17 protein-coding genes are annotated in these 21,144 nt (G+C 44.3%); 11 read left to right on the top strand and 6 right to left on the bottom strand.

Annotation, left to right across the window (positions count from 1 at the left end; all coding sequences use genetic code 11):
* Positions 1-50 precede the first annotated feature (50 nt).
* The gene (trpB, locus tag JKJ11_RS25950; protein WP_240206436.1) at positions 51-1,250 is read left to right on the top strand and encodes a tryptophan synthase subunit beta; all 1,200 of its coding nucleotides are present in this window, start codon (positions 51-53) and stop codon (positions 1,248-1,250) included.
* A 328-nt stretch (positions 1,251-1,578) separates the two neighbouring features.
* Positions 1,579-3,030 (top strand): N-acetylglucosamine-binding protein GbpA, encoded by a 1,452-nt coding sequence (gbpA, locus tag JKJ11_RS25945; protein ID WP_006069139.1) that lies wholly within the window; start codon positions 1,579-1,581, stop codon positions 3,028-3,030.
* Between the two features lie 125 nt (positions 3,031-3,155).
* Here gbpA and JKJ11_RS25940 read toward each other — a convergent pair whose 3' ends face one another.
* Positions 3,156-4,769 carry an NAD(P)/FAD-dependent oxidoreductase gene (locus JKJ11_RS25940; protein ID WP_236110112.1) on the bottom strand — a complete coding sequence of 538 codons (1,614 nt, stop codon included), beginning with the start codon at positions 4,767-4,769 and terminating at the stop codon, positions 3,156-3,158.
* Positions 4,770-4,990: 221 nt separating this feature from the next.
* Here JKJ11_RS25940 and fdxA point away from each other — a divergent pair, with 221 nt between their 5' ends.
* Entirely contained in the window at positions 4,991-5,314 is a 324-nt protein-coding gene (gene fdxA, locus JKJ11_RS25935; RefSeq protein WP_006069141.1) for a ferredoxin FdxA, read from the top strand.
* 80 nt (positions 5,315-5,394) lie between these two features.
* Here fdxA and JKJ11_RS25930 read toward each other — a convergent pair whose 3' ends face one another.
* Positions 5,395-6,135: an RNA methyltransferase gene (locus JKJ11_RS25930; RefSeq protein WP_171388794.1), complete on the bottom strand. Its 741-nt coding sequence runs from the start codon at positions 6,133-6,135 to the stop codon at positions 5,395-5,397.
* A 424-nt stretch (positions 6,136-6,559) separates the two neighbouring features.
* Between JKJ11_RS25930 and codB the strand changes: the two genes are divergently transcribed.
* The 5 genes from codB (at position 6,560) to JKJ11_RS25905 (ending at position 10,894) form a co-directional block, all read left to right on the top strand.
* The gene (gene codB, locus JKJ11_RS25925; protein ID WP_006069143.1) at positions 6,560-7,804 is read left to right on the top strand and encodes a cytosine permease; all 1,245 of its coding nucleotides are present in this window, start codon (positions 6,560-6,562) and stop codon (positions 7,802-7,804) included.
* A 19-nt stretch (positions 7,805-7,823) separates the two neighbouring features.
* Entirely contained in the window at positions 7,824-9,101 is a 1,278-nt protein-coding gene (locus JKJ11_RS25920) for a cytosine deaminase (protein ID WP_252039580.1), read from the top strand.
* Positions 9,102-9,380: 279 nt separating this feature from the next.
* On the top strand, positions 9,381-9,590 hold the full coding sequence (locus JKJ11_RS25915) for a cold-shock protein (RefSeq protein ID WP_006069145.1): 210 nt from the start codon (positions 9,381-9,383) through the stop codon (positions 9,588-9,590).
* Between the two features lie 293 nt (positions 9,591-9,883).
* Positions 9,884-10,405, top strand: coding sequence for a hypothetical protein (locus JKJ11_RS25910; protein WP_252039579.1), 522 nt, complete (start codon positions 9,884-9,886; stop codon positions 10,403-10,405).
* Between the two features lie 51 nt (positions 10,406-10,456).
* Complete coding sequence (locus tag JKJ11_RS25905; RefSeq protein WP_031493245.1) at positions 10,457-10,894, top strand: hypothetical protein; 438 nt, start codon at positions 10,457-10,459, stop codon at positions 10,892-10,894.
* A 36-nt stretch (positions 10,895-10,930) separates the two neighbouring features.
* Here the strand turns inward: JKJ11_RS25905 and JKJ11_RS25900 are convergent, their stop codons facing one another.
* Positions 10,931-11,707, bottom strand: a complete 777-nt coding sequence (locus JKJ11_RS25900; RefSeq protein ID WP_252039578.1) for an AAC(3) family N-acetyltransferase — start codon at positions 11,705-11,707, stop codon at positions 10,931-10,933.
* 146 nt (positions 11,708-11,853) lie between these two features.
* On the bottom strand, positions 11,854-13,374 hold the full coding sequence (exaC, locus tag JKJ11_RS25895; protein WP_006069149.1) for an acetaldehyde dehydrogenase ExaC: 1,521 nt from the start codon (positions 13,372-13,374) through the stop codon (positions 11,854-11,856).
* 255 nt (positions 13,375-13,629) lie between these two features.
* Here exaC and JKJ11_RS25890 point away from each other — a divergent pair, with 255 nt between their 5' ends.
* From JKJ11_RS25890 to speB, 3 genes are all read left to right on the top strand, one after another.
* A complete protein-coding gene (locus JKJ11_RS25890) occupies positions 13,630-15,414 on the top strand; it encodes a sigma-54-dependent Fis family transcriptional regulator (protein WP_252039577.1) in 1,785 nt (594 codons plus the stop codon).
* 239 nt (positions 15,415-15,653) lie between these two features.
* The gene (speA, locus tag JKJ11_RS25885; protein WP_252039576.1) at positions 15,654-17,564 is read left to right on the top strand and encodes a biosynthetic arginine decarboxylase; all 1,911 of its coding nucleotides are present in this window, start codon (positions 15,654-15,656) and stop codon (positions 17,562-17,564) included.
* On the top strand, positions 17,565-18,491 hold the full coding sequence (gene speB / locus JKJ11_RS25880) for an agmatinase (protein ID WP_088878114.1): 927 nt from the start codon (positions 17,565-17,567) through the stop codon (positions 18,489-18,491). It begins immediately after the preceding gene.
* A 39-nt stretch (positions 18,492-18,530) separates the two neighbouring features.
* Here the strand turns inward: speB and JKJ11_RS25875 are convergent, their stop codons facing one another.
* The gene (locus tag JKJ11_RS25875) at positions 18,531-20,183 is read right to left on the bottom strand and encodes an SgrR family transcriptional regulator (RefSeq protein ID WP_252039575.1); all 1,653 of its coding nucleotides are present in this window, start codon (positions 20,181-20,183) and stop codon (positions 18,531-18,533) included.
* 304 nt (positions 20,184-20,487) lie between these two features.
* Entirely contained in the window at positions 20,488-21,006 is a 519-nt protein-coding gene (locus tag JKJ11_RS25870) for a DUF2058 domain-containing protein (protein ID WP_252039574.1), read from the bottom strand.
* Between the last annotated feature and the right edge of the window lie 138 nt (positions 21,007-21,144).

The following is a 21,144-nucleotide window of genomic DNA, read 5'->3' as shown; positions in this document are numbered from 1 at the left end:
TAAAAGAACAACGAGGCACAAAAGACATGGAAAATACGTTTAACCACCCTATGCCCAACGATGAGGGCTATTTTGGCGAATACGGCGGTAGTTTTATCCCTCCTCAGCTACAAGAAATCATGGATGAAATCAGCGCCGCTTACGACTCATGCCGCCAAGATCCAGATTTCAGAGCCGAGCTTGCACGCCTATATAAACACTTTGTAGGTCGCCCTAGTCCAATCTTCCACGCTCAAAATCTTTCTGATAAATACGGCGCACCTATTTATCTCAAACGGGAAGATTTAAACCACACCGGCGCACACAAGATTAATCACTGCTTGGGCGAAGCGCTGCTTGCTAAAAAGCTTGGTAAGAAAAAGCTCATCGCGGAAACTGGAGCGGGTCAGCACGGCGTTGCCCTTGCCACAGCGGCGGCTTTAGTAGGTCTAGAGTGTGATATCTATATGGGTGAAGTCGATATCGCAAAAGAGCACCCAAATGTAGTAAGAATGCGAATTCTAGGTGCTAATGTGATTCCTGCCACTCACGGTAGAAAAACGTTGAAGGAAGCGGTAGATGCTGCATTTGAAGCCTACTTAGCGGACCCGCACACTCAGTTATACGCCATTGGATCGGTTGTCGGTCCCCATCCATTCCCTGCAATGGTGCGAGACTTCCAATCGATTATCGGTAACGAAGCCCGCGTTCAGTTCCAAGAAATGACAGGTGAACTGCCCAATAATCTCGTAGCATGTGTTGGTGGAGGCTCTAATGCAATGGGTCTGTTTAGCGCGTTTTTGAATGATGAAGAGGTTAAAATCCACGGGGTCGAACCATCAGGGCGCGATTTGCATACCGAAGGTGAACATGCTGCGACGCTAACACTTGGTGAGCCTGGCGTTATGCACGGGTTCAAATCATACATGCTAAAAGACGGAGAAGGCGAGCCTCAAGAAGTATACTCAGTGGCAAGTGGTCTCGACTATCCATCGGTAGGACCCCAACACGCCTACCTCAAAGATACTGGCCGAGTGAGTTACGGCCATATTAATGATAAAGAAGCCATTGATGCTTTTTTCGAGCTATCTCGTTTGGAAGGCATTATTCCAGCCATTGAGTCGGCTCACGCCGTTGCTTACGCGCTGAAATTGGCAAAAGAGGGAGAAAAGGGGTCTATTCTTCTCAACTTATCTGGTAGAGGCGACAAAGATATCGATTTTGTTGTTGAGCATTATGGGCAAGACTTCGGTATTGAATCGCTGCTGTAGGCCGTAAAAGACCACAACATACCTTAAAGAGTTCTGCCTGATTGAGTCGCTTATCAGGCAGAATTAACATTCTCACTCATTGATAAAATCAACATTAAAACCAACGCTAGACCAGTATTTTAGAATAATCATCTAGAATATGTCATTTTAATGCCAACCTCGCCGATTTATTGAGTTTGATTCCATAAATAAAGCAAACCATTCGCCACACTTATTTTTCCACTCTAAATTACTTTCTATCACTTGCCGGATGCGAGTGACCATAAGAATAAAGACTTCCACTTGCGTGTTAATACGCATTAGAAACTGATTAAGAGAAGGTATTGGTATGAAACAGACAAGAGTCTTGCTTTCAATGGCGGCACTTGGTTTAGTTGCTAGCCCGTTAGCATACAGCCACGGATACGTTTCAGCGGTTGAAAGCGGTGTTGCAGAAGCTCGTGCAACGTTATGTAAGTATCCAGCCGACACTGGAGAAAAGAACGTAAATTGTGGCTCCGTCCAGTGGGAACCCCAAAGTGTTGAAGGTCCTGAGGGCTTTCCTCAAGCTGGCCCTCCTGACGGCCAAATCGCGAGTGCAGGCCTAACACAGTTTTCTCCTCTTAACGAGCAGACGTCTGACCGTTGGGTAAAGCGCCCTATTCAATCAGGTATGCAGACTTTTGAGTGGACATTTACAGCCAATCACGTCACTAAAGATTGGAAGTATTACATTACCAAGCCGAACTGGAATCCGAACCAAGCCTTGACGAGAGATTCATTCGATCTGAATCCATTTTGTGTGGTAGAAGGCAATATGCAAAAGCCACCAAAATTAATGAGCCACCAGTGTAATGTCCCTGAACGGGAAGGCTATCAAATCGTACTAGCGGTGTGGGATGTGGGTGATACTGCCGCTGCTTTCTATAATGTTATTGACGTACAGTTTAATGGTGATAATCCTGGCATCCCTGGCTGGTCTCAAGCAGGTACAATCAATCCAACGATGGATTTGAAGGTTGGCGACTCCGTTTTCACTCGCGTCTTTGATTCTAACGGTGAGCTACCAAACCTTTCTACCAGTATTACCATTACTTCAGAGCAACAAGGACAGGCAAATCAGTGGTCTCACGCTCTCGCGACACAAATTAATCATGAGCACACTGATATCAAAGCTGGACAGCAAGATAGTAACGGCAATATCTCACCAGTTTATGGTAGCAACACCGTGTATGTGGCAGATAATAGCGGCTTAGATCGCGTTGAAATTGGCTATGATATTGTGACACCTCCACCTTCAATTGGTGCAGACGTAACGGGACTGGAGCCAGAGTATCAAATCGGTGAAACACCAGTTGAACTGACACTGAATGTCGCGGCTACAGGTAACGTGGACGTGAGCATGAATGTTTACAACCACGCACAAGAATCTTTAGCGAGTCAGGAACTTAGCTTAGCGGATGGTGAAAACCAGAATGTAACCCTCATACTGTCTAAATCTGAAGCTGGCCACCATATGTTAGTGACACGCGTAAGAGACGATAAAGGCAATCTTGTCGACCAAACAACGCAGGACTTTATGCTGGTAGAACAAACCATCCCCGGCGACTATGACTTCGTTTTCCCTGATGGTCTGTCACAGTACACAGAAGGCACTAAAGTCCTCGCTAAAGATGGTCACATTTATCAGTGCAAACCATTCCCGAACTCCGGTTACTGTGTGCAATGGTCACCAACAGCAACGCAGTTTGAACCTGGCGTCGGTAGCCACTGGACATCGGCTTGGAACAAACTGAATTAATCTTACCTCTAAGGTAGCACCTTCCCCTATGGGTGTTGCCTTTCTTGTTTTCACTCTTTTGAGTGGCCAATAAAAAAGCCCATTAACCTCTAGTTAATGGGCTTTATAATTCGTCGGTCCAGCGTTTAGTTTTGCTGTTCGCCAACCATAGACAGAGCAAGCGCTTCTGCCACTTTGATACCATCTATACCTGCCGACAGAATACCACCGGCGTAACCTGCACCTTCACCTGCGGGGAAGAAGCCTTTAAGATTAACACTTTGATAGTCTTTACCGCGTTTGATGCAAACAGGCGATGAAGTACGAGTTTCAACACCAGTTAACAGGCCATCTGCACCAGCGAAGCCTTTGATCTTTTTATCAAACGCAGGAATCGCTTCTCTGATTGCTTCAATAGCAAAATCAGGTAGTGCTTTAGAGAGATCGGTTAGCTTGATGCCCGGTGTGAATGACGGTTCTACCTCACCTAAAGCACTTGGGTCATTACCTTTTAAGAAGTCACCAATTTTCTGAGCTGGTGCATCGTAGTTCTCACCACCTAGCAGATAAGCATTACTCTCTAATTCACGTTGGAATCGAATACCTGCTAATGGATCACCTGGGTAGTCTTGATCAGGTGAAATACCGACTACAATTGCACTGTTAGCGTTGCGCTCAGCACGAGAGTATTGGCTCATTCCGTTAGTCACTACGCGACCTTCTTCAGAAGTCGCCGCAACAACGGTTCCGCCTGGGCACATACAGAAACTATATACTGTGCGACCATTTTTGCAGTGATGCACCAGTTTATAATCAGCCGCGCCAAGGATTGGGTTACCAGCATTAGGACCAAAACGTGCTTCATCAATCACTGATTGTCTGTGTTCAACACGGAAACCCACAGAGAAAGGTTTAGCTTCCATATAAACACCACGTTCATGCAGCATTTCAAACGTATCACGAGCACTGTGACCTACCGCTAGTACCACGTGGCGTGATTTGATTTCTTCGCCATTTGACAGTGTCAAGCCAGTGATTTGCCCGTCTTCCATGTGAATATCATCAACGCGAGTACTAAAACGAATTTCACCACCTAGTTCGATGATTTTCGCACGCATTTTCTCAATCATGGTCACAAGTTTAAACGTACCAATATGTGGCTTACTCACGTAAAGAATTTCTTCTGGTGCACCAGCAGCTACAAACTCTTCGATGACTTTACGACCATAGTGCTTTGGATCTTTGACTTGGCTATAGAGTTTGCCATCTGAGAACGTCCCCGCACCACCTTCACCAAACTGTACATTCGACTCTGGGTTCAGTGTACGCTTACGCCAAAAACCAAAAGTATCCTTGGTACGTTCACGAACTTCCTTACCACGTTCAACGATGATCGGATTAAAGCCCATTTGTGCCAACACAAGGCCAGCAAATAGACCGCAAGGGCCAAATCCAATAACGACAGGACGCTCAGTGTTATCAGCTGGAGCTTTAGCAACGAATTTGTACTCCATATCCGGAGTGACTTTGACGTGTGGATCATCGGTAAATTTTTCAAGCAGTAATGCTTCATTCTGCACTTCTACATCTAGAGTGTAGATAAGAAGAATCTTGCTCTTCTTACGCGCATCATAGCCACGCTTGAACACATTGAATGACATCATCTGCTCAGCAGAAATGCCGAGTTTTTTAAGAATGGCAGCAGAAATTGCGCCTTCTTCGTGGTCAAGAGGAAGTTTAATTTCAGTTAAACGTATCATGGAGGGGTCTCGCCTAGTCGGTGTCTTAGCCTAATCGGTCAACTTGGGGACCGATAAGCTCACAATGGCGCGCATTTTACGTTAACTTGTTTTGTCTGTCATACTTAATTCACTTTAGGCAGGACTTAGATACACGAATAACCTGCTTCTAATATTGAATTTTGTTGGCGAATGAGTATTATCGCCCCTCCACAAATTTGGCAAATTAAGAGTTGATAACCATGGCTTTTGTCGTCACTGATAACTGTATCCAATGCAAATATACCGATTGTGTCGCGGTGTGCCCTGCTGACGCATTCTACGAAGGCCCAAACTTTATGGTCATTAGCCCTATCGACTGCATTGACTGTGGACTTTGTGTACCTGAGTGTGACGCTCAAGCAATTTTCCAAGAAGACGAGCTTACGGAAGACCAGCAAGTATTTATTGAGTTGAACGCTGAATTAGCAGAAGTCTGGCCCAATATCACCGAAGTCAAACCTGCTATGGATGAAGCAGAGAAATGGAATGGCGTGCCAAACAAGTTAGGCATGCTTGAAAAATAGCACTATGAACACCAAAAAAGGGCGTAATATCAATAAGGTATTGCGCCCTTTTTAGTTCTAATCGTGTTCTGGAAAAGCCGTTAAACTTCACTATGTTGGCGGCGGAAGTTATCGAGAATAATCCCCGTTGCCATGGCTACATTCAGTGATTCGGCACCACCAAATGCTGGAATGGTAATTTTATCTGTCACATACTGTTCAGCGTCAGGGCGGACACCGTGAGACTCACTACCCATTAGCAAGATTCCCTCTGAAGAAAAGGTCATCTTATGCACATTTTCGCCTTCTAAGAACGCTCCATATACCGGTAGTGACGCTTGCTCTAGGTAGCTAGGAAGATCCAAAAGCGTTACTTGAACACGCCCAAAGCTGCCCATCGTAGCTCGGATGGTCTTTGGATTATACGGATCCGCACAATCGGTACTGGCCACGATATGTTTGATGCCATACCAATCGGCGATTCGAATAATGGTGCCCAAATTACCCGGATCAGAGACCCCATCTAGGGCGATCATCATCCCCTTAGCCGCTGGTATTTCCGTTTGAGGGATCGCTACGACAGCCACTGCCGCATTGTTACTCACAAGAGAACTGGCTTTAGTCAGTTCCTCAAGCGATGCTTCGATACATTCAACACGTTGCAACGCTTCTCGATTGCTTGCCAAAAATTCACTGGTGGCAAAGACATGTTTTATCACCATGGATGTCTCCAATAGCTCTAACACGTTCTTCTCACCTTCTACGAGAAATAAGCCATGTGCTTTACGCTGTTTCTTTTGACTTAATGCACGAAGAAGTTTTAATTGGTTTTTGGAAATCATAGTCATACCCCAGATGAAAGCGCGGGCATTATATACTTAATTGAGAATCTGATGCGAGTAGCAAAACGCTGCCTAGCGTCATTTCTAAAACCTTGGCGTTTCAGAGAATATTGGGCAATAGCCATAAAGTTGCACTTATCGACGTTATGAACCAATTTGATAACAAAGTTTATAAAAACGCACACTAAAGAGCCTCAGCAAACGGTTGCCACCTGCCAATACAAAATAACCACAAAATAATCACCGTCACAATAAAACACCTAACTCAATGATTTTATTATGCTAAATATCAATATCACTCGGCTAGCTGTAAAAATACGACAATTCGCCTATTGACTCTCACATTTACATCACCATAATACGCGCCGTTTGCCTGAAATCTGGTAAATGGTGTATTTAAATTTAGATAATTGTGAGGTAAGAGATGTCTGCGGATAACAACTACAGTCTAGGTCCGGTTCCACAATCGGCTAGAAAGGGAGTCGCTTCATTAACCATGGTGATGTTAGGACTGACTTTCTTCTCCGCAAGTATGTGGACAGGTGGTTCACTCGGTACTGGTCTCTCCTTTAATGATTTCTTCCTCGCTGTTCTCATTGGTAACCTCATCCTCGGTATTTACACTTCTTTTCTTGGTTACATCGGCTCTTCCACTGGCCTCTCCACTCACCTCCTAGCTCGTTTCTCTTTTGGCTCTAAAGGCTCTTGGCTTCCTTCTGTTCTTCTTGGCGGCACTCAAGTAGGTTGGTTTGGAGTCGGTGTGGCTATGTTTGCCATCCCCGTACAGAAAGCAACAGGTATCGATACCAATACACTAATCATAGTAAGTGGCCTGCTCATGACAGCGACGGTTTACTTCGGTATTTCTGCGTTAATGGTTCTATCAGCCATCGCGGTACCTGCCATTGCTATTCTTGGCGGTTATTCAGTATTCACCGCAGTCGACAGTGTTGGCGGTATTGGCGAGCTTCAGAAAATTCAACCGGCGGAGCCTCTCGATTTCTCAATTGCACTGGCCATGGTAGTCGGGTCGTTCGTAAGTGCTGGTACACTTACTGCCGACTTTGTTCGCTTCGGTCGTAATCCAAAAGGCGCTGTATTCATTACAATGGTCGCTTTCTTTATCGGTAACTCTCTGATGTTCATCTTTGGTGCAGCAGGCGCATCGGTGACGGGACAATCTGATATCTCTGAAGTGATGATTGCTCAAGGTCTATTGCTTCCAGCCATTATCGTATTAGGTCTAAACATTTGGACAACTAATGACAACGCGCTTTACGCATCAGGTCTTGGTTTCTCGAATGTGACAGGCTTGCCAAGTAAGTATCTGTCTATGGCGAATGGTCTGGTTGGCACACTATGTGCGCTTTGGCTCTATAACAATTTTGTTGGTTGGTTGACCTTCCTATCGCTTGCTATCCCACCTATCGGCGGCGTAATCATCGCGGATTTCATTACAAACAGAAAACGTTACGCAAATTTTGAAACTGCGAAATTCCAAACTGTGAACTGGGCAGGTATCATTGCAGTAGGTCTTGGCGTAGCAGCAGGTAATTTTCTACCAGGTGTAGTACCAGTTAATGCTGTACTTGGCGGTGCCATCAGCTACGTCATATTAGACCGCCTTATCAACAAGAAAGCGGCGCAACTTAAACAAGCAGACGCTTAATAATTAGGAATTTGGTGTTATGTCATCTTTGCTCATTCAAAATGCTTCAATCAATATGAAAGAAGGTCTTTATGACCTTTTGATTGAAGACGGCGTTTTCAAGGCGATTGAACCTGCTGGCTCAAAAACGCTGACTGCGGACAAACACATTGACGCGACCGGTCATATGGCGACAGCGCCATTTTGTGAACCTCACATTCATTTAGACACGACTCAAACTGCCGGAGAGCCTAGTTGGAACATCTCGGGAACCTTGTTTGAAGGGATTGAACGTTGGGCAGAACGCAAAGCACTTCTGTCTATTGAAGACGTTAAGCAGCGTGCTAAACAAACTTTAAAGTGGCAGATTGCCAACGGTATTCAGCACGTTCGTACTCACGTTGATGTGTCTGACCCAACACTAACCGCGCTTAAAGCGATGGTGGAAGTTCGTGAAGAAATGAAGCAGTGGGTTGATATCCAGATCGTTGCTTTTCCGCAGGAAGGTATTTTGTCTTACCCGAATGGCAAAGAGCTCCTTGAAGAAGCGGTACAGCTTGGTGCGGATGTTATCGGTGCGATTCCACATTTCGAATTTACTCGCGAGTACGGCGTTGAATCACTTCATTACGTCTTTGAATTGGCGCGTAAATACGACCGCTTGATTGACGTTCACTGTGATGAAATTGATGATGAACAATCTCGCTTTGTGGAAACTCTTGCGGCGCTCGCTCATAAATACGAAATGGGCGACAAAGTGACAGCAAGTCACACCACCGCAATGGGTTCTTATAACGGCGCGTACGCATCTCGCTTGTTCCGTCTGCTGAAGATGTCAGGCATTAGCTTTGTCGCAAACCCACTGGTTAACATTCATTTACAAGGTCGTTTCGACGATTACCCTAAGCGTCGCGGTGTAACACGAGTAAAAGAAATGTTGGCTGCAAACATCAACGTCTGTTTTGGGCATGATGATGTTTTTGATCCTTGGTACCCATTGGGTACTGCCAACATGCTTCAAGTCTTGCACATGGGGCTACATGTATGTCAGGTGATGGGCTACGATCAAATCAATCAGTCACTTGAATTGATCAGTACTAATTCAGCTAAAGCGCTGAATATCCAAAACAAGCACGGTTTGGAAGTGGGCAAAGCAGGTAGCTTGCTATTGCTGCCAGCGGAAAATGGCTTTGATGCCGTTCGACGCCAAGTACCCGTCAGTTACTCTATTCGTAACGGTTCTGTCATCGCTCAAACGAAGCCAACCGAGACTCAAATCCACCTTGAGTCCTCTGAAAACGTTACGTTTAAACGCTAATCATCATCTCAAAAGAGCAAGTCACGAATGGCTTGCTCTTTTTGTAACTAATTCATAAGAAATTCATTTAATCCTTTGCTAGGTGTGTTACACTGCTTGCGCTCTGGTGTTCAGAGTTATTTAAAGTAAGAGTAAAAGAGTACGAGAAGTATTGTCAGATAATTTCCCTTGCGGGTATTTGTCATTCGTTTTTCCCATTTACGGCTTGATTAAATAAACGGAAACACAAAGCGAGATCGCCGAAAGGCAAATTTTAATCTTAAAAGTAAGGGACATAACATGTCTAACACAAATACTGGCACAGTAAAATGGTTTAACGAAGAGAAAGGCTACGGCTTCATCGCTCAAGAGAACGGTCCAGACGTATTCGTTCACTTCCGCGCTATCTCTGGCGAAGGTTTCAAAACTCTAAAAGAAGGCCAAGCGGTTTCTTTTGGTGTTGAGCAAGGCCAAAAAGGTCCTCAAGCTGTTAACGTTATTCCTCAATAATAACGACAGTTAAAGAATTTCTAAAAGGCTTCGAGTAATCGAAGCCTTTTTTGTATCTGCAAACACAACTACCCACCTCTCTTTTCCACGCTTTTCTAACACTGCTACATTAGGCTACTAAACTCATCATCTTTACGATATCTCCTGTCACTCACCGTGACATAGGCTGTCTCTCCGAGGCTCTAAATCAGGAGAGTCAGTCATCCGATCTTATGGATTTCCACGCAGGGATGCGATTTCGTCAGTTGGTATTTGCTAACTGTATTTTTGACAATTTTGGAATCGTAAAGACAATGAAAAAACTACTCGCATCTGCACTAATCGTGGCTTCTTCCTCTACTATCGCAGCAGGTATGGACGACGTTAATTTTAACATTTTGGCAGGTTACGACCGCAATGCACCTACGGTAGCGTTTGAAGTTGATTATTCAAACATTCTACTGGGTACTCAGCTACACGCTGAGCAAAACTCAAACGTAGCCGATGTAACATCAAAAAACGCAATAGCTCTAGGCACCGTAGAACGCAATAATTTCTCATTCTATTCAGGTTATCACTTTGACATGGGGCTTAGCCTTAAAGCAGGTGTCACCGTTAATAGTCTTAAGTTCGACCATGTCGCAAGTGAGATCGGTTCTTTTAGCAACCGTAAAGTACTGCCATTTTTAGGTGCTGGATATGAATTCAAAAACGGCCTCAATCTTAACCTGCACGGTACTATCGGCAAAAATGACAAACTAGATGTTGGCAGTGCAGGCGAACTGTCCATCGAGGATAAAGCCAACATCAGCTTCTTAGTCGGATACCGTTTCTAAAAGCCTTGTAACTAGTAGCCCACAGTAATGTCATCATTCGAAACAAGACATATGAAAACACTGAAATTAACTATGCTAGTCATTGGCGCTTCACTATTGTCAGGCTGTTCCGTCTACAACGCGGTGAAAGCAGGACAACTGCAAGCGGACTACGACCTAATCTTAAGAAATAGCGCCATTTATAATTCTGATAATGGTAGCCAATACAGTATTCCTGTGCCTCATAATGAAAGCAGGAACAAAATGCTGGTTTGTTATAACCAAAGCGGTATCTTCAGTGCCTCCGATTCTGGGGAGTTACGAGAAGTAGCCAATGAATGGCTAAGCAAAAATAAGCCGGGAAAGCTCGCTGGCGACGAACTAAACCGTTCTGGCGTTTGGGATTCTAGAACCTGTTACGAGTTCGACATTGTGGATATTCAACCGATTGGTGCGTATCTCGATGAAGAAACCGGGGAAGTCGTTATCGTCGGTGAAAGTCACGGATAAGCAATATATAAGAGCCTAGATTTAGGCTCTTTTACTTTATTCATACCACGACTCTGGGATGGGGTCATCGTACAAAAAGACATCTTGGTTTCGTTTTAAGAACGCTTGCACTATATCTGCCATTCCTTTCGCACTGGCTAAAAACGATCTTGCCTCGCCAATAGTCCCCCAATGGCCGATACCTTGTCTAACAAATGGACGCTCAAGCTTGTCATAGTTTTCATGAATGCTACCAAACGGACTTTTATGGCGACGCAGAATCGTCTCAATAGCCTCATCACCTTTAATGATCGTGATGGCTTCTGATTCAGAATCGATACGGTTAGGAATCGCACTCCACTCCTCCACACCATGTATGTATGTGTTACGAGTTAAAGGACACCCTAGAAAGAGAATCTGCGCATCAACGTCATAGAGTCTTCCCCAAGCGCCATGTCGAGGGCATGGAGACGTCAATGTTTCTTCGCCAGCAATAAACTGCTCGGCATTTTTCCCCAACGCGGCCATAGAGTGAGTAGGGTGAAGCGAACGAAGCACGCCCTCCCTTTGCCTAAACATCTCACCAAGGATACCGACACAAGAGGGTTCTGTTTTAGGATCATAAATACCATTAGCAAGATTGTGCTTATCCCAACTGTGCGTGGGTAGCAATAACAGCCCTTCCGACATAAACTCACTCAAAGCATCCAGTACTGTGTCAACCCCACCCTCAACGTCTCCTATGGCTTTCATGGAGGAATGTACGAGCAACGTTCCATTTGGATTGATGCCGATATCTTGAAAATCGCTAATTAATCTCTGTTTCGTGATCATTTTTTTGTTGGTTTTCGTTGTTTCGAAAGATACTGACAAAAACCGCAGTAAATAACCGTTAACCAGACGTGTATTCTGGTAAATTTACAGAGATATGACGAAAAAAGCCGGAGCAAAAAACTCCGGCTTAGCCAAAACTAGAGAACTTAGAAGAAGCCTAACGGACTAGTCGAATAACTCACCAACAAATTCTTGGTGTTTTGATAATGGTCGAGAGCCAGTTTATGAGTTTCTCGTCCAATGCCCGACTTCTTGTAACCACCAAATGCAGCGTGTGCTGGATATGCATGGTAGCAGTTAACCCACACTCGTCCTGCTTGAATTTCACGTCCCATGCGATACGCTAAGTTGCCATTACGAGTCCAAACCCCTGCGCCTAGACCATACTCAGTATCGTTAGCAATTCGCAGGGCATCGGCTTCGTCTTTAAAGGTGGTAATCGCGATAACAGGGCCAAAAATCTCTTCTTGGAATACACGCATTTTGTTGTTACCTGCAAGCATGGTTGGCTGAATGTAATAGCCGTCTTGTAAGTCACCTTCTTGCTTGTTCATGTCGCCGCCAATGATCACTTTTGCACCTTCTTGACGACCTATTTCAAGATAGCTCATGATCTTATCAAACTGCTCTTGTGACGCTTGAGCACCGACTTGCGTGGTCACATCCAGAGGATTTCCTTGCTTTATGGTTGCTGAGCGCTCCTCAAGCTTGGCGATAAATTTGTCATAAATAGACTCTTGAACCAATACTCGGGATGGGCAAGTACATACTTCACCTTGGTTAAAGAAAGCTAATAGTGTCCCCTCAATGCACTTATCTAAGAAGTCATCATCCTTATCAAAGATATCTTCGAAATACACATTCGGAGACTTACCTCCAAGTTCAACCGTCGAAGGTATCAAACTTTCCGCTGCGCATTTCAATATATGGTGGCCAATTTCCGTCGAACCAGTAAACGCTAGTTTATTAATACGCTCGCTAGTTGCTAACGCTTGACCGGCCTCGGCTCCATAACCGTTGACAATATTGACCACACCAGCAGGAATTAAGTGACCGATTTTTTCCATAAGCATTAAGATAGATGCTGGCGTTTGCTCCGCAGGCTTGAGTACCACGCAGCACCCTGCTGCTAATGCTGGTGCTAGTTTCCATGCTGCCATCAGCATTGGAAAGTTCCATGGAATGATTTGACCAACAACGCCCACAGGTTCTGGGAAATGGTAGCTTGCAGTGTTGGCATCAATATCCGCCGCAGATCCCTCCTGCGCACGAATACAACCAGCGAAATAACGGAAGTGATCCACGGCTAAAGGAAGGTCTGCAGCTAATGTTTCACGCACAGGCTTGCCATTTTCCCACGTCTCTGCGACGGCAAGTTCTTCAAGGTGTTGCTCTATCGTGTCAGCGATTTTGAGCAGGACGTTTGCTCGCTCAGTCACACTGGTTTTGCCCCAAGCTTCGCGTGCAGCATGGGCAGCATCGAGGGCCAAACTAATATCATCGGCATCTGAGCGAGGGACTTCGCAAAACGCTTTACCATTAACTGGAGATGTATTTTCGAAATACTTGCCGTTTACTGGTGCTACCCACTCTCCACCAATATAGTTTTCATATCGTTGCTTGTAGTTAACTACTGCGTTTTCCGTTCCTGGCTGAGCGTAAATCATAGCTTATCCTTTTGTTATTTAATCGAATGTTAGCAGCGTCGTATGCAAAAAAGTCATGCCTTATGTGTCATACGACATCGTGATAAACGCAACAATTACGCCAATCTAACAAAAGAGATGTTATAATTTTGTAAATTTATGATTAATATAATTTAAACGTAATTTGTATTTGTCCTTCTATTGTTGATGCTCAAATGGCCGTTGTTCCGTTATGTAGCATGATGTCACAGTGAACTGCTACAAAATGGAACACTCATGTTAATTAGCCATACAACTAACGAAAAGGCGTGGATCAAGGACTCTTGGAAACGCAGTATTCAAGCTGGTTTGAGTAGCCGCCATCTGCCCGAAGATCATCGACTTAGTAACGTCGAAGTTACTGAACGAATCGATAAGCATCAAACGTTAATAAATGTCATTGAAAAACATGCATACCCACTTTTTTGTCAGATATTTTCTCGTACAGATAGCCGACTTATCTTAGCGGATACCAATGGGGCAATAGTAAAGACGTGGGGACAAAAGCGATTTCGCGAGAAACTCACAGAAATAGCACTCGATCAAGGAGTGCTTTGGGATGAGGGACTGAAAGGTACAAACGCGATAGGGACAGCCTTGGTAGAAAAACGTCCAGTCTCCATCATAGGTGGAGAACACTTTATTAGGCATCATCATTTCATTAGTTGTACTGCCAGCCCGATCTTTTCACCCGCCGGAGAACTCATTGCTATATTGGACGTGACCAGTGAATATCAAACCCATAACGATGCCACTAGGGTACTTATTCAGAACATGGTCCAAAACATAGAGAGCGAACTACTCAACTTTATTCCCGATGCAGCATTAAAAATACGCCTTGGTCATGATAGTTCTGTTCTTAATAGTGGTTGGCAAGGAATCGTTGTCACCGATAAAAATGGGCAAGTGCTGGCTCAAAATGCTATTGCCTCCAGTGTACTAGCTAATCAGCTTAAACCGGGTGATCCTATTGAGTCTGTTATTGGCTCACTGACACTTGATCGTATCCGTAAAACAGACCAGTTTTATTATCAAGTTGAGTCTGTTAAACCTCTGCGTCACCTTCCTAAGAGTAAATCAAAAGCCGAGTCTTCAAGCTGCCCATTACACCAAGGAGATAGTTGTGTTGAAAAAGCTTGGCAACAAGCTACAAAAGTCATGTCAAAACGTATCGGCTTGGTAATTTCAGGAGAAACCGGAACCGGGAAAAATGAATTTGTAAAAGCGTTGCATAAACAAAGTTCACTTGCCGAAAGACCTCTTATTGCTATCAACTGTGGAGCGCTGCCAAAGGACCTTATTGAGTCCGAGTTATTTGGTTATGCTCCAGGAGCTTTTACAGGCGCTCACCCTAAGGGGTTCGAAGGTCGATTTAGGCAAGCCAATGGCGGTATTTTGTTTCTCGACGAAATTGCAGACCTTCCCCTTAACGCTCAATCTCGCCTCTTACATGTACTGCAAGAGAAAATTGTTGCACCCATTGGAGCCAATCGCAGCTATCCTATTGATGTCTACGTCATCGTTGCTAGCCACAAGAACCTGACTGATATGGTCGCTAAAGGGGAGTTCAGAGAAGATCTATGGTATCGACTTGAAGGACTGAGTATCACTTTACCAAGCGTTCGTGAAAGAGAAGACACTCAACAGCTGATTGAGTCAACGTTTACGCAGGAGTCCAATAAACAGCGTCTCTCAGATGACGTTATTGACCTCATGCTTAAGTATGATTGGCCGGGAAACCTTCGAGAAGTGCACTCTACCTGCCGTTTGATCGCCGCTCTATGTGATAATCCCATCGTCAATCTAGATGATCTTCCAGAAAACATAATCCGTAAGCTCACCACTACACGAACTGCTACTCTCGAACAAGATAACGACTTACAATCGACCATTGACAATAAGCTATTGAAAACTATCGAAGAAACAAACGGAAATGTGAGCTTGGCATCGCGAATATTAGGCGTGAGTAGAAACACTATTTATCGAAAATTGAGGAAGCTCGGGGTAGACAAAATTTCTTAATCGTTTCGAGAAAAACCTTTTGTTAGACATTAAACCCAATATATCCGTTAATGCGCACGACTCTTGAGTACCCTGCTCCACAACATTGGCACTCAAGAAGCTGTTCGTGACCATCATGGAAGATCATCACGAGGTTTGATTTTTCAGGTTAACGCTAATTCCCAATCATCAAATCGAGCGAAAATTCGAAAAAGAAAAAGATTAGTACCAGCCTGAGCGCATGATAAGTGAGACATGCCGTGACTAATACTTCCAAACTTGACCGCATCCGCGCCGACTACAACGTACAACACTGGAGCCAAAATTTCTTTGGCATCAATGACAGCGGCGATGTAACTGTTTCTCCTCGTAAAGACGGTCAACACCATGTTCCATTAACTCGTATTGCACAAGCACTTGAAGAAAAAGGCTTAACCTTGCCTGCCTTAGTGCGTTTTCCGCAAATCATCCATCAACGAGTTCATGGTATCTGCGACGCATTTAACCAAGCGATCAATGATTACGGATATAACAACGAATATCTATTGGTTTACCCAATTAAAGTGAACCAACAAAAAGACGTAGTAGAACAAATTCTTGCTAGCCAAGCAGAAGCAGAAACGAAACAGCTTGGTCTTGAAGCAGGAAGCAAACCTGAGTTAATGGCAGTACTGGCCATGGCTCAACGTGCGAGCTCAGTGATTGTTTGTAACGGCTACAAAGACAGAGAATACGTACGTCTTGCACTGATTGGCGAAAAGCTTGGCCACAAAGTGTTCATCGTTCTTGAGAAGCTATCCGAGCTGGATATCGTTCTTAAGGAAGCAAAAGCACTAAACGTTAAACCTCGTGTCGGTTTACGTATTCGCCTAGCATCACAAGGTGCAGGTAAGTGGCAAGCAAGCGGCGGTGAAAAGTCGAAATTTGGTTTGTCAGCGTCTCAAGTGCTACAAGTCGTTGAAAGATTGAAAGCTGAAGACCAGCTAGAAATGCTTCAGTTAGTTCACTTCCATCTAGGTTCGCAGATGGCCAACATCCGTGATGTACGCAATGGTGTGAATGAGGCTGCACGTTTCTACTGTGAGCTTCGCAAAATGTCAGTGCCTATTGCTTACTTCGACGTTGGGGGCGGCCTAGCCGTTGATTACGATGGTACACGTAGCCAATCAAGCAGTTCCATGAACTACGGCTTGGCGGAGTACGCTCGCAACATCGTAAGTACCGTAGGTGATGTGTGTGCTCTTTATGAAGAAAGCGCGCCAGTGATCATTTCAGAATCTGGTCGCTCACTCACTGCACACCACGCTGTATTGATTACCAATGTAATAGGTACGGAAAGCTATAATGTGGAAACGGTTGATGCACCGAGCGAAGACGCACCACTGCTGCTGCAAAATATGTGGCAGAACTGGCAAAACCTAAGAGCGGGCACCGATGCACGTGCACTTATCGAGATTTACAACGATACTCAAAGTGACCTGAGCGAAGCTCAAACACTCTTCACTTCTGGTGTCGTGGATTTGCATCAGCGTGCTTGGGTTGAGCAATTAAGCTTAAGCATTTATGGCGAGCTACATAAACAAATGGACAACAAGAATCGTTTCCACAGACCGATTCTTGACGAACTAAGCGAGCGTTTGGCCGATAAGTTCTTCGTGAACTTTTCACTGTTCCAGTCGCTTCCTGATGCTTGGGGTATTGAGCAAGTATTCCCAGTGTTGCCACTATCTGGTTTAGGAAGTGAAGAGCAGACTCGTGCTGTTATGCTAGACATCACATGTGACTCTGATGGTGCAGTTGACCAATATGTTGATGGTCAAGGTATTGAGTCAACACTACCAGTGCCAGCTTGGAACAAAGACCAGCCATACTTAATGGGCTTCTTCCTAGTAGGCGCATACCAAGAGATCTTGGGTGATATGCATAACCTGTTTGGCGATACGCACAGCGCGGTAGTTAACGTCACTGATAATGGTGATTTCGAGTTTTCTGCTATCGACCTTGGCGATACTGTTGAAGATATGATGCGTTACGTGCACATTGACGTAGAAGCGATCAAAAACAACTACAAAGAGCTTGTTGAAAAACACATCGAAGCCGATGAACAGGCCTTAATTTTAGAAGAATTAGAATACGGCCTAACAGGCTATACCTATTTAGAGGATTTTTAAATGAATGATTTGTTTACTAAAACTGATTATTCACTGTATTCAAACGCGATGACGTTTGTTCGTCGTCCATACGTGAAAAATCCAGTTTCTGCTGACGCAGATGTGGTTGTCTTGGGTGTTCCACTCGACATGGCGACCTCTGGTCGCCCTGGCGCTCGTCTAGGACCAGACGCCATTCGCCGAGCATCAGTCAATCTTGCGTGGGAAGGAAAGAAGTTTCCTTGGGATTTTAACGTATTCGACAAAACAAAAGTTATCGACTCTGGCGACCTAGTTTTCGACTGTGGTGACGCAGAAGATTTTACTTATCGCTTAGAAGCAGCGACTAGCGAAATTCTTAAGAGTGGCAAGACTATGCTTGCATTGGGTGGTGATCACTTCATCACATTACCGATCTTACGCGCCTACGCTAAACACCACGGAGAAATGGCGCTAATCCATTTCGACGCACATACTGACACTTATGCTAATGGCAGTAGTTACGACCACGGTACCATGTTCTACCATGCGCCAAAAGAAGGGTTAATTTCAGCCAAGAATTCGGTCCAAATAGGCATTCGTACTGAGTATGATTACGATGACCATGGTTTTAAAGTCATCAACGCAATGCAAGCGAATGACCAGAGTGTTGAAGAAATAGTTAGCCAGATCCGTGAAACTATCGGTGACAAACCAGTATATATCACGTTTGATATCGACTGCTTGGATCCCGCTTTCGCACCAGGAACGGGAACGCCTGTTTGCGGCGGACTAAACTCAGATAAAGTGCTTAAGATCATCCGCGCTTTGGCTGGTATCAACGTGGTAGGTATGGATGTGGTAGAAGTCTCACCTCCTTACGACCAAAGCGAACTGACTGCTCTCGCTGGTGCAACCATAGCGCTAGAGCTGCTTTATGTTTGGGCGAGTAGACCGACTCAAGATTAAACATAAAAAGCAGCAAGGCTTACTGGCCTTGCTGCTTTTCTAATCCAACCACATTTTCGCCAGCGTCGGTACCCCCATTCCATTGATCTCGACCCCTGATAAGTTGTGTGACGTCTTGAAAATCATGTCATCTCGCCATAATGGGCAATAGTAGAACTGTTGGATAAGCCAGTTTTCAGCTTTGTGCATCTTTAATAGGAAGTCGTCACTAGTTTCACTCTCTTCTAGCCATTCATCTAGAAAGCGGGTCATATTTTTCTGGTTCTCCACAGAGAGACACCTTCGGAAAACATCAGAAGTTAAGAGCCACTCGTAGTACTGAAATGCTTGGTCCTCACTAAACACATAGCAGTCAAAAGAGATGTCAACGCTGTAATTATGTGCTTCGTCTTTATCTACCACGACCCAAGATTCAGACGCGGCATCGATTTGCTCTAGCACTTTCAAAAGCAGGCTGCGATGTACGTGCCTGACTTCAATAACCACAGGTCTTCGAGGTAATGCAGATGTTGTCGTAAAGAAGTACAGTCCTTCCTTTTGATGACATCGCATTATGCTGTTTGCCTGACACATATTCACTTCAACCGCTCTGAATTGATTCACGATCCAATGTCGTTCTTCAGACGATAACATGTTGCTATGATGAATAAACTGAAGTACTAAACCACCATCTTGCTCAGCTACTTGGCTATCTTCATCATTGCTATGTGATAACTCTCTTAGTTCTTGAAAGTGGGCAGTTGTGGGAGAAGAATCCGCTTCCCAAAATTCGACTTGATCTATCAAGCCACCGAGTGCGAAATATCTGTGGTTTTTAGTAAAACTCCAGTGAAAAGTCTTAAACATACCAATAGAGTAAGGCCCCGTTCCGTTAGGAAAGCTTGGTTGTTCGGTATCAAAGATCCCTGAATGGACGTCCGCTAAAAGGTGAACAAATACAGGGTCATGTTGACGTAGTTTTATGTGAACCCATTGTCCCTCAATAGTGATGCTCTCTAAATGCCTGAATAGTATTTTGTAGCTATGCTCACTAGTATGCCTGATTAACAGATTGTCCTTCACTCTATCTGCCGTTAGTCTTTGATTATCATGAAAAAAGACGTCATTTCTTAATCGGAAGCTCAGTTGATTATCTTGATAGCTGAAATGGTGGGCAAGGTGCGGTATGACACGCTGAGTGACAGTATCAAATCTTAACAATGTATCAAATACGCCCTCAAGTAGCATGATAGAGCGAGACGAACGAGCATGCATCGGTCGCCATTCAGGAACTGGGAATGGAGTCGCATAGATCAACGTATTTTGCTTTCTTAGCTCACTTTCTGCATCTTGTAACCAATTAGAAAGGTTGGCTTTAAAGTCAATCTGGTAATCAAAGTGTTCCGCTAATTCAAACGCTGTTTGGACTTGTCCTGCACCAACTAAAGCTCTCAGCTGATCTAGGATAACTGCCTTAAAGTCAACAAGTAATGTAACTTTAGACAAGTTACCTCGCCCTCTACCTGCTTTCCAATCTAGCCACCCACGCTCCATCAAAGTGCCCATCAGCTTGCTGACATTACGTTCGGAACACGACAGATTTTCCGCTAGTTCTCCTATCGTAACAGGATGAATGGTTCCGACTGAATATAGCTGATTGAGCTGTTGGAGCCTTCTAAGTTGCGTTATCGAGTAAAAAGGTGAACTTCCCATAATCATCTCTTCATTCTTTGTTCGCCAATTAGTTTACATAATAACCACACACTCAACCCGGAGGTCAATATGTATCCTGTATATTATCCAACACACACTGTAAGGGCCGAACGCCAAGATTACCGCTATGCCGCCAAAGCGACCGAACCTAAGCTGCTGAGCATTTTATTTGTATTTCTTCAACTCATTCTTGTTCTGTAAGCGATTGGGGGAAAACCGATACCATGAGAGCAAACTCACATTTTGCAGATAGAAAAAAGCCTCGATACTGTTGCCAGCATCGAGGCTTCTAGAAAATACCTACTTACCACATCAAGTCATCAGGCACCACATACTGTGCATATGGATCATCCTCTTCAAGGACTTCCTCTTTCGATTCATTCTCGATGATAGTCTCTGAATCACGTTCCATGATCTTCTTGGCAACGATACTTGGAATAACGGTATAAGTGTCTTCTTGTCGTGCTATAGAAAGTATTCCTTTGCTAAGCTGATCTCGGACTTCTTGAGTCACATATATAGACTTCACAAGCGTGCCGTCAGTGAAATTGTATTTAATGTCACCGTCGCGCTGTTCAATAACATTTAATGTGATTAATTGTTTAACTTGAGCCTTAATCTCTTTGCTCAACTTTTCTTCGTCACGTTGTTTGTTTAACGCTTGATCTCGTTCTTTTTGAGCCGCTTTGTTCTCTTCAACAGCCGCTTTTGCTTCACGAGCTTGAACACGAGATTTTTTAGAGCCTTTTTTGGCTTTCTTCAGTTTTTTTTCGTTTACAAGGCCAGCTTTCAACATCTGTTCTTGTAGGCTTAGTTTCGACATGGGACGTAGACCTGAATCAATTTACCTATTGCCTTAATGTTCCCAAGAAATTCGCGCGAGAGCAAGTGCTACGCTGCTATCTCAAAATAAAAATCCGCCACATCAAATCAGAGATCACGTTGGTATTTAAACACTTTG

Origin of the sequence: Vibrio sp. SCSIO 43133 (assembly GCF_023716845.1) — a bacterium.
GTDB classification, from domain to species: Bacteria; Pseudomonadota; Gammaproteobacteria; order Enterobacterales; family Vibrionaceae; genus Vibrio; species Vibrio mediterranei.
Note: the sequence above shows the minus strand (reverse complement) of the source record. Positions and strands in the feature narration are given on the sequence as shown.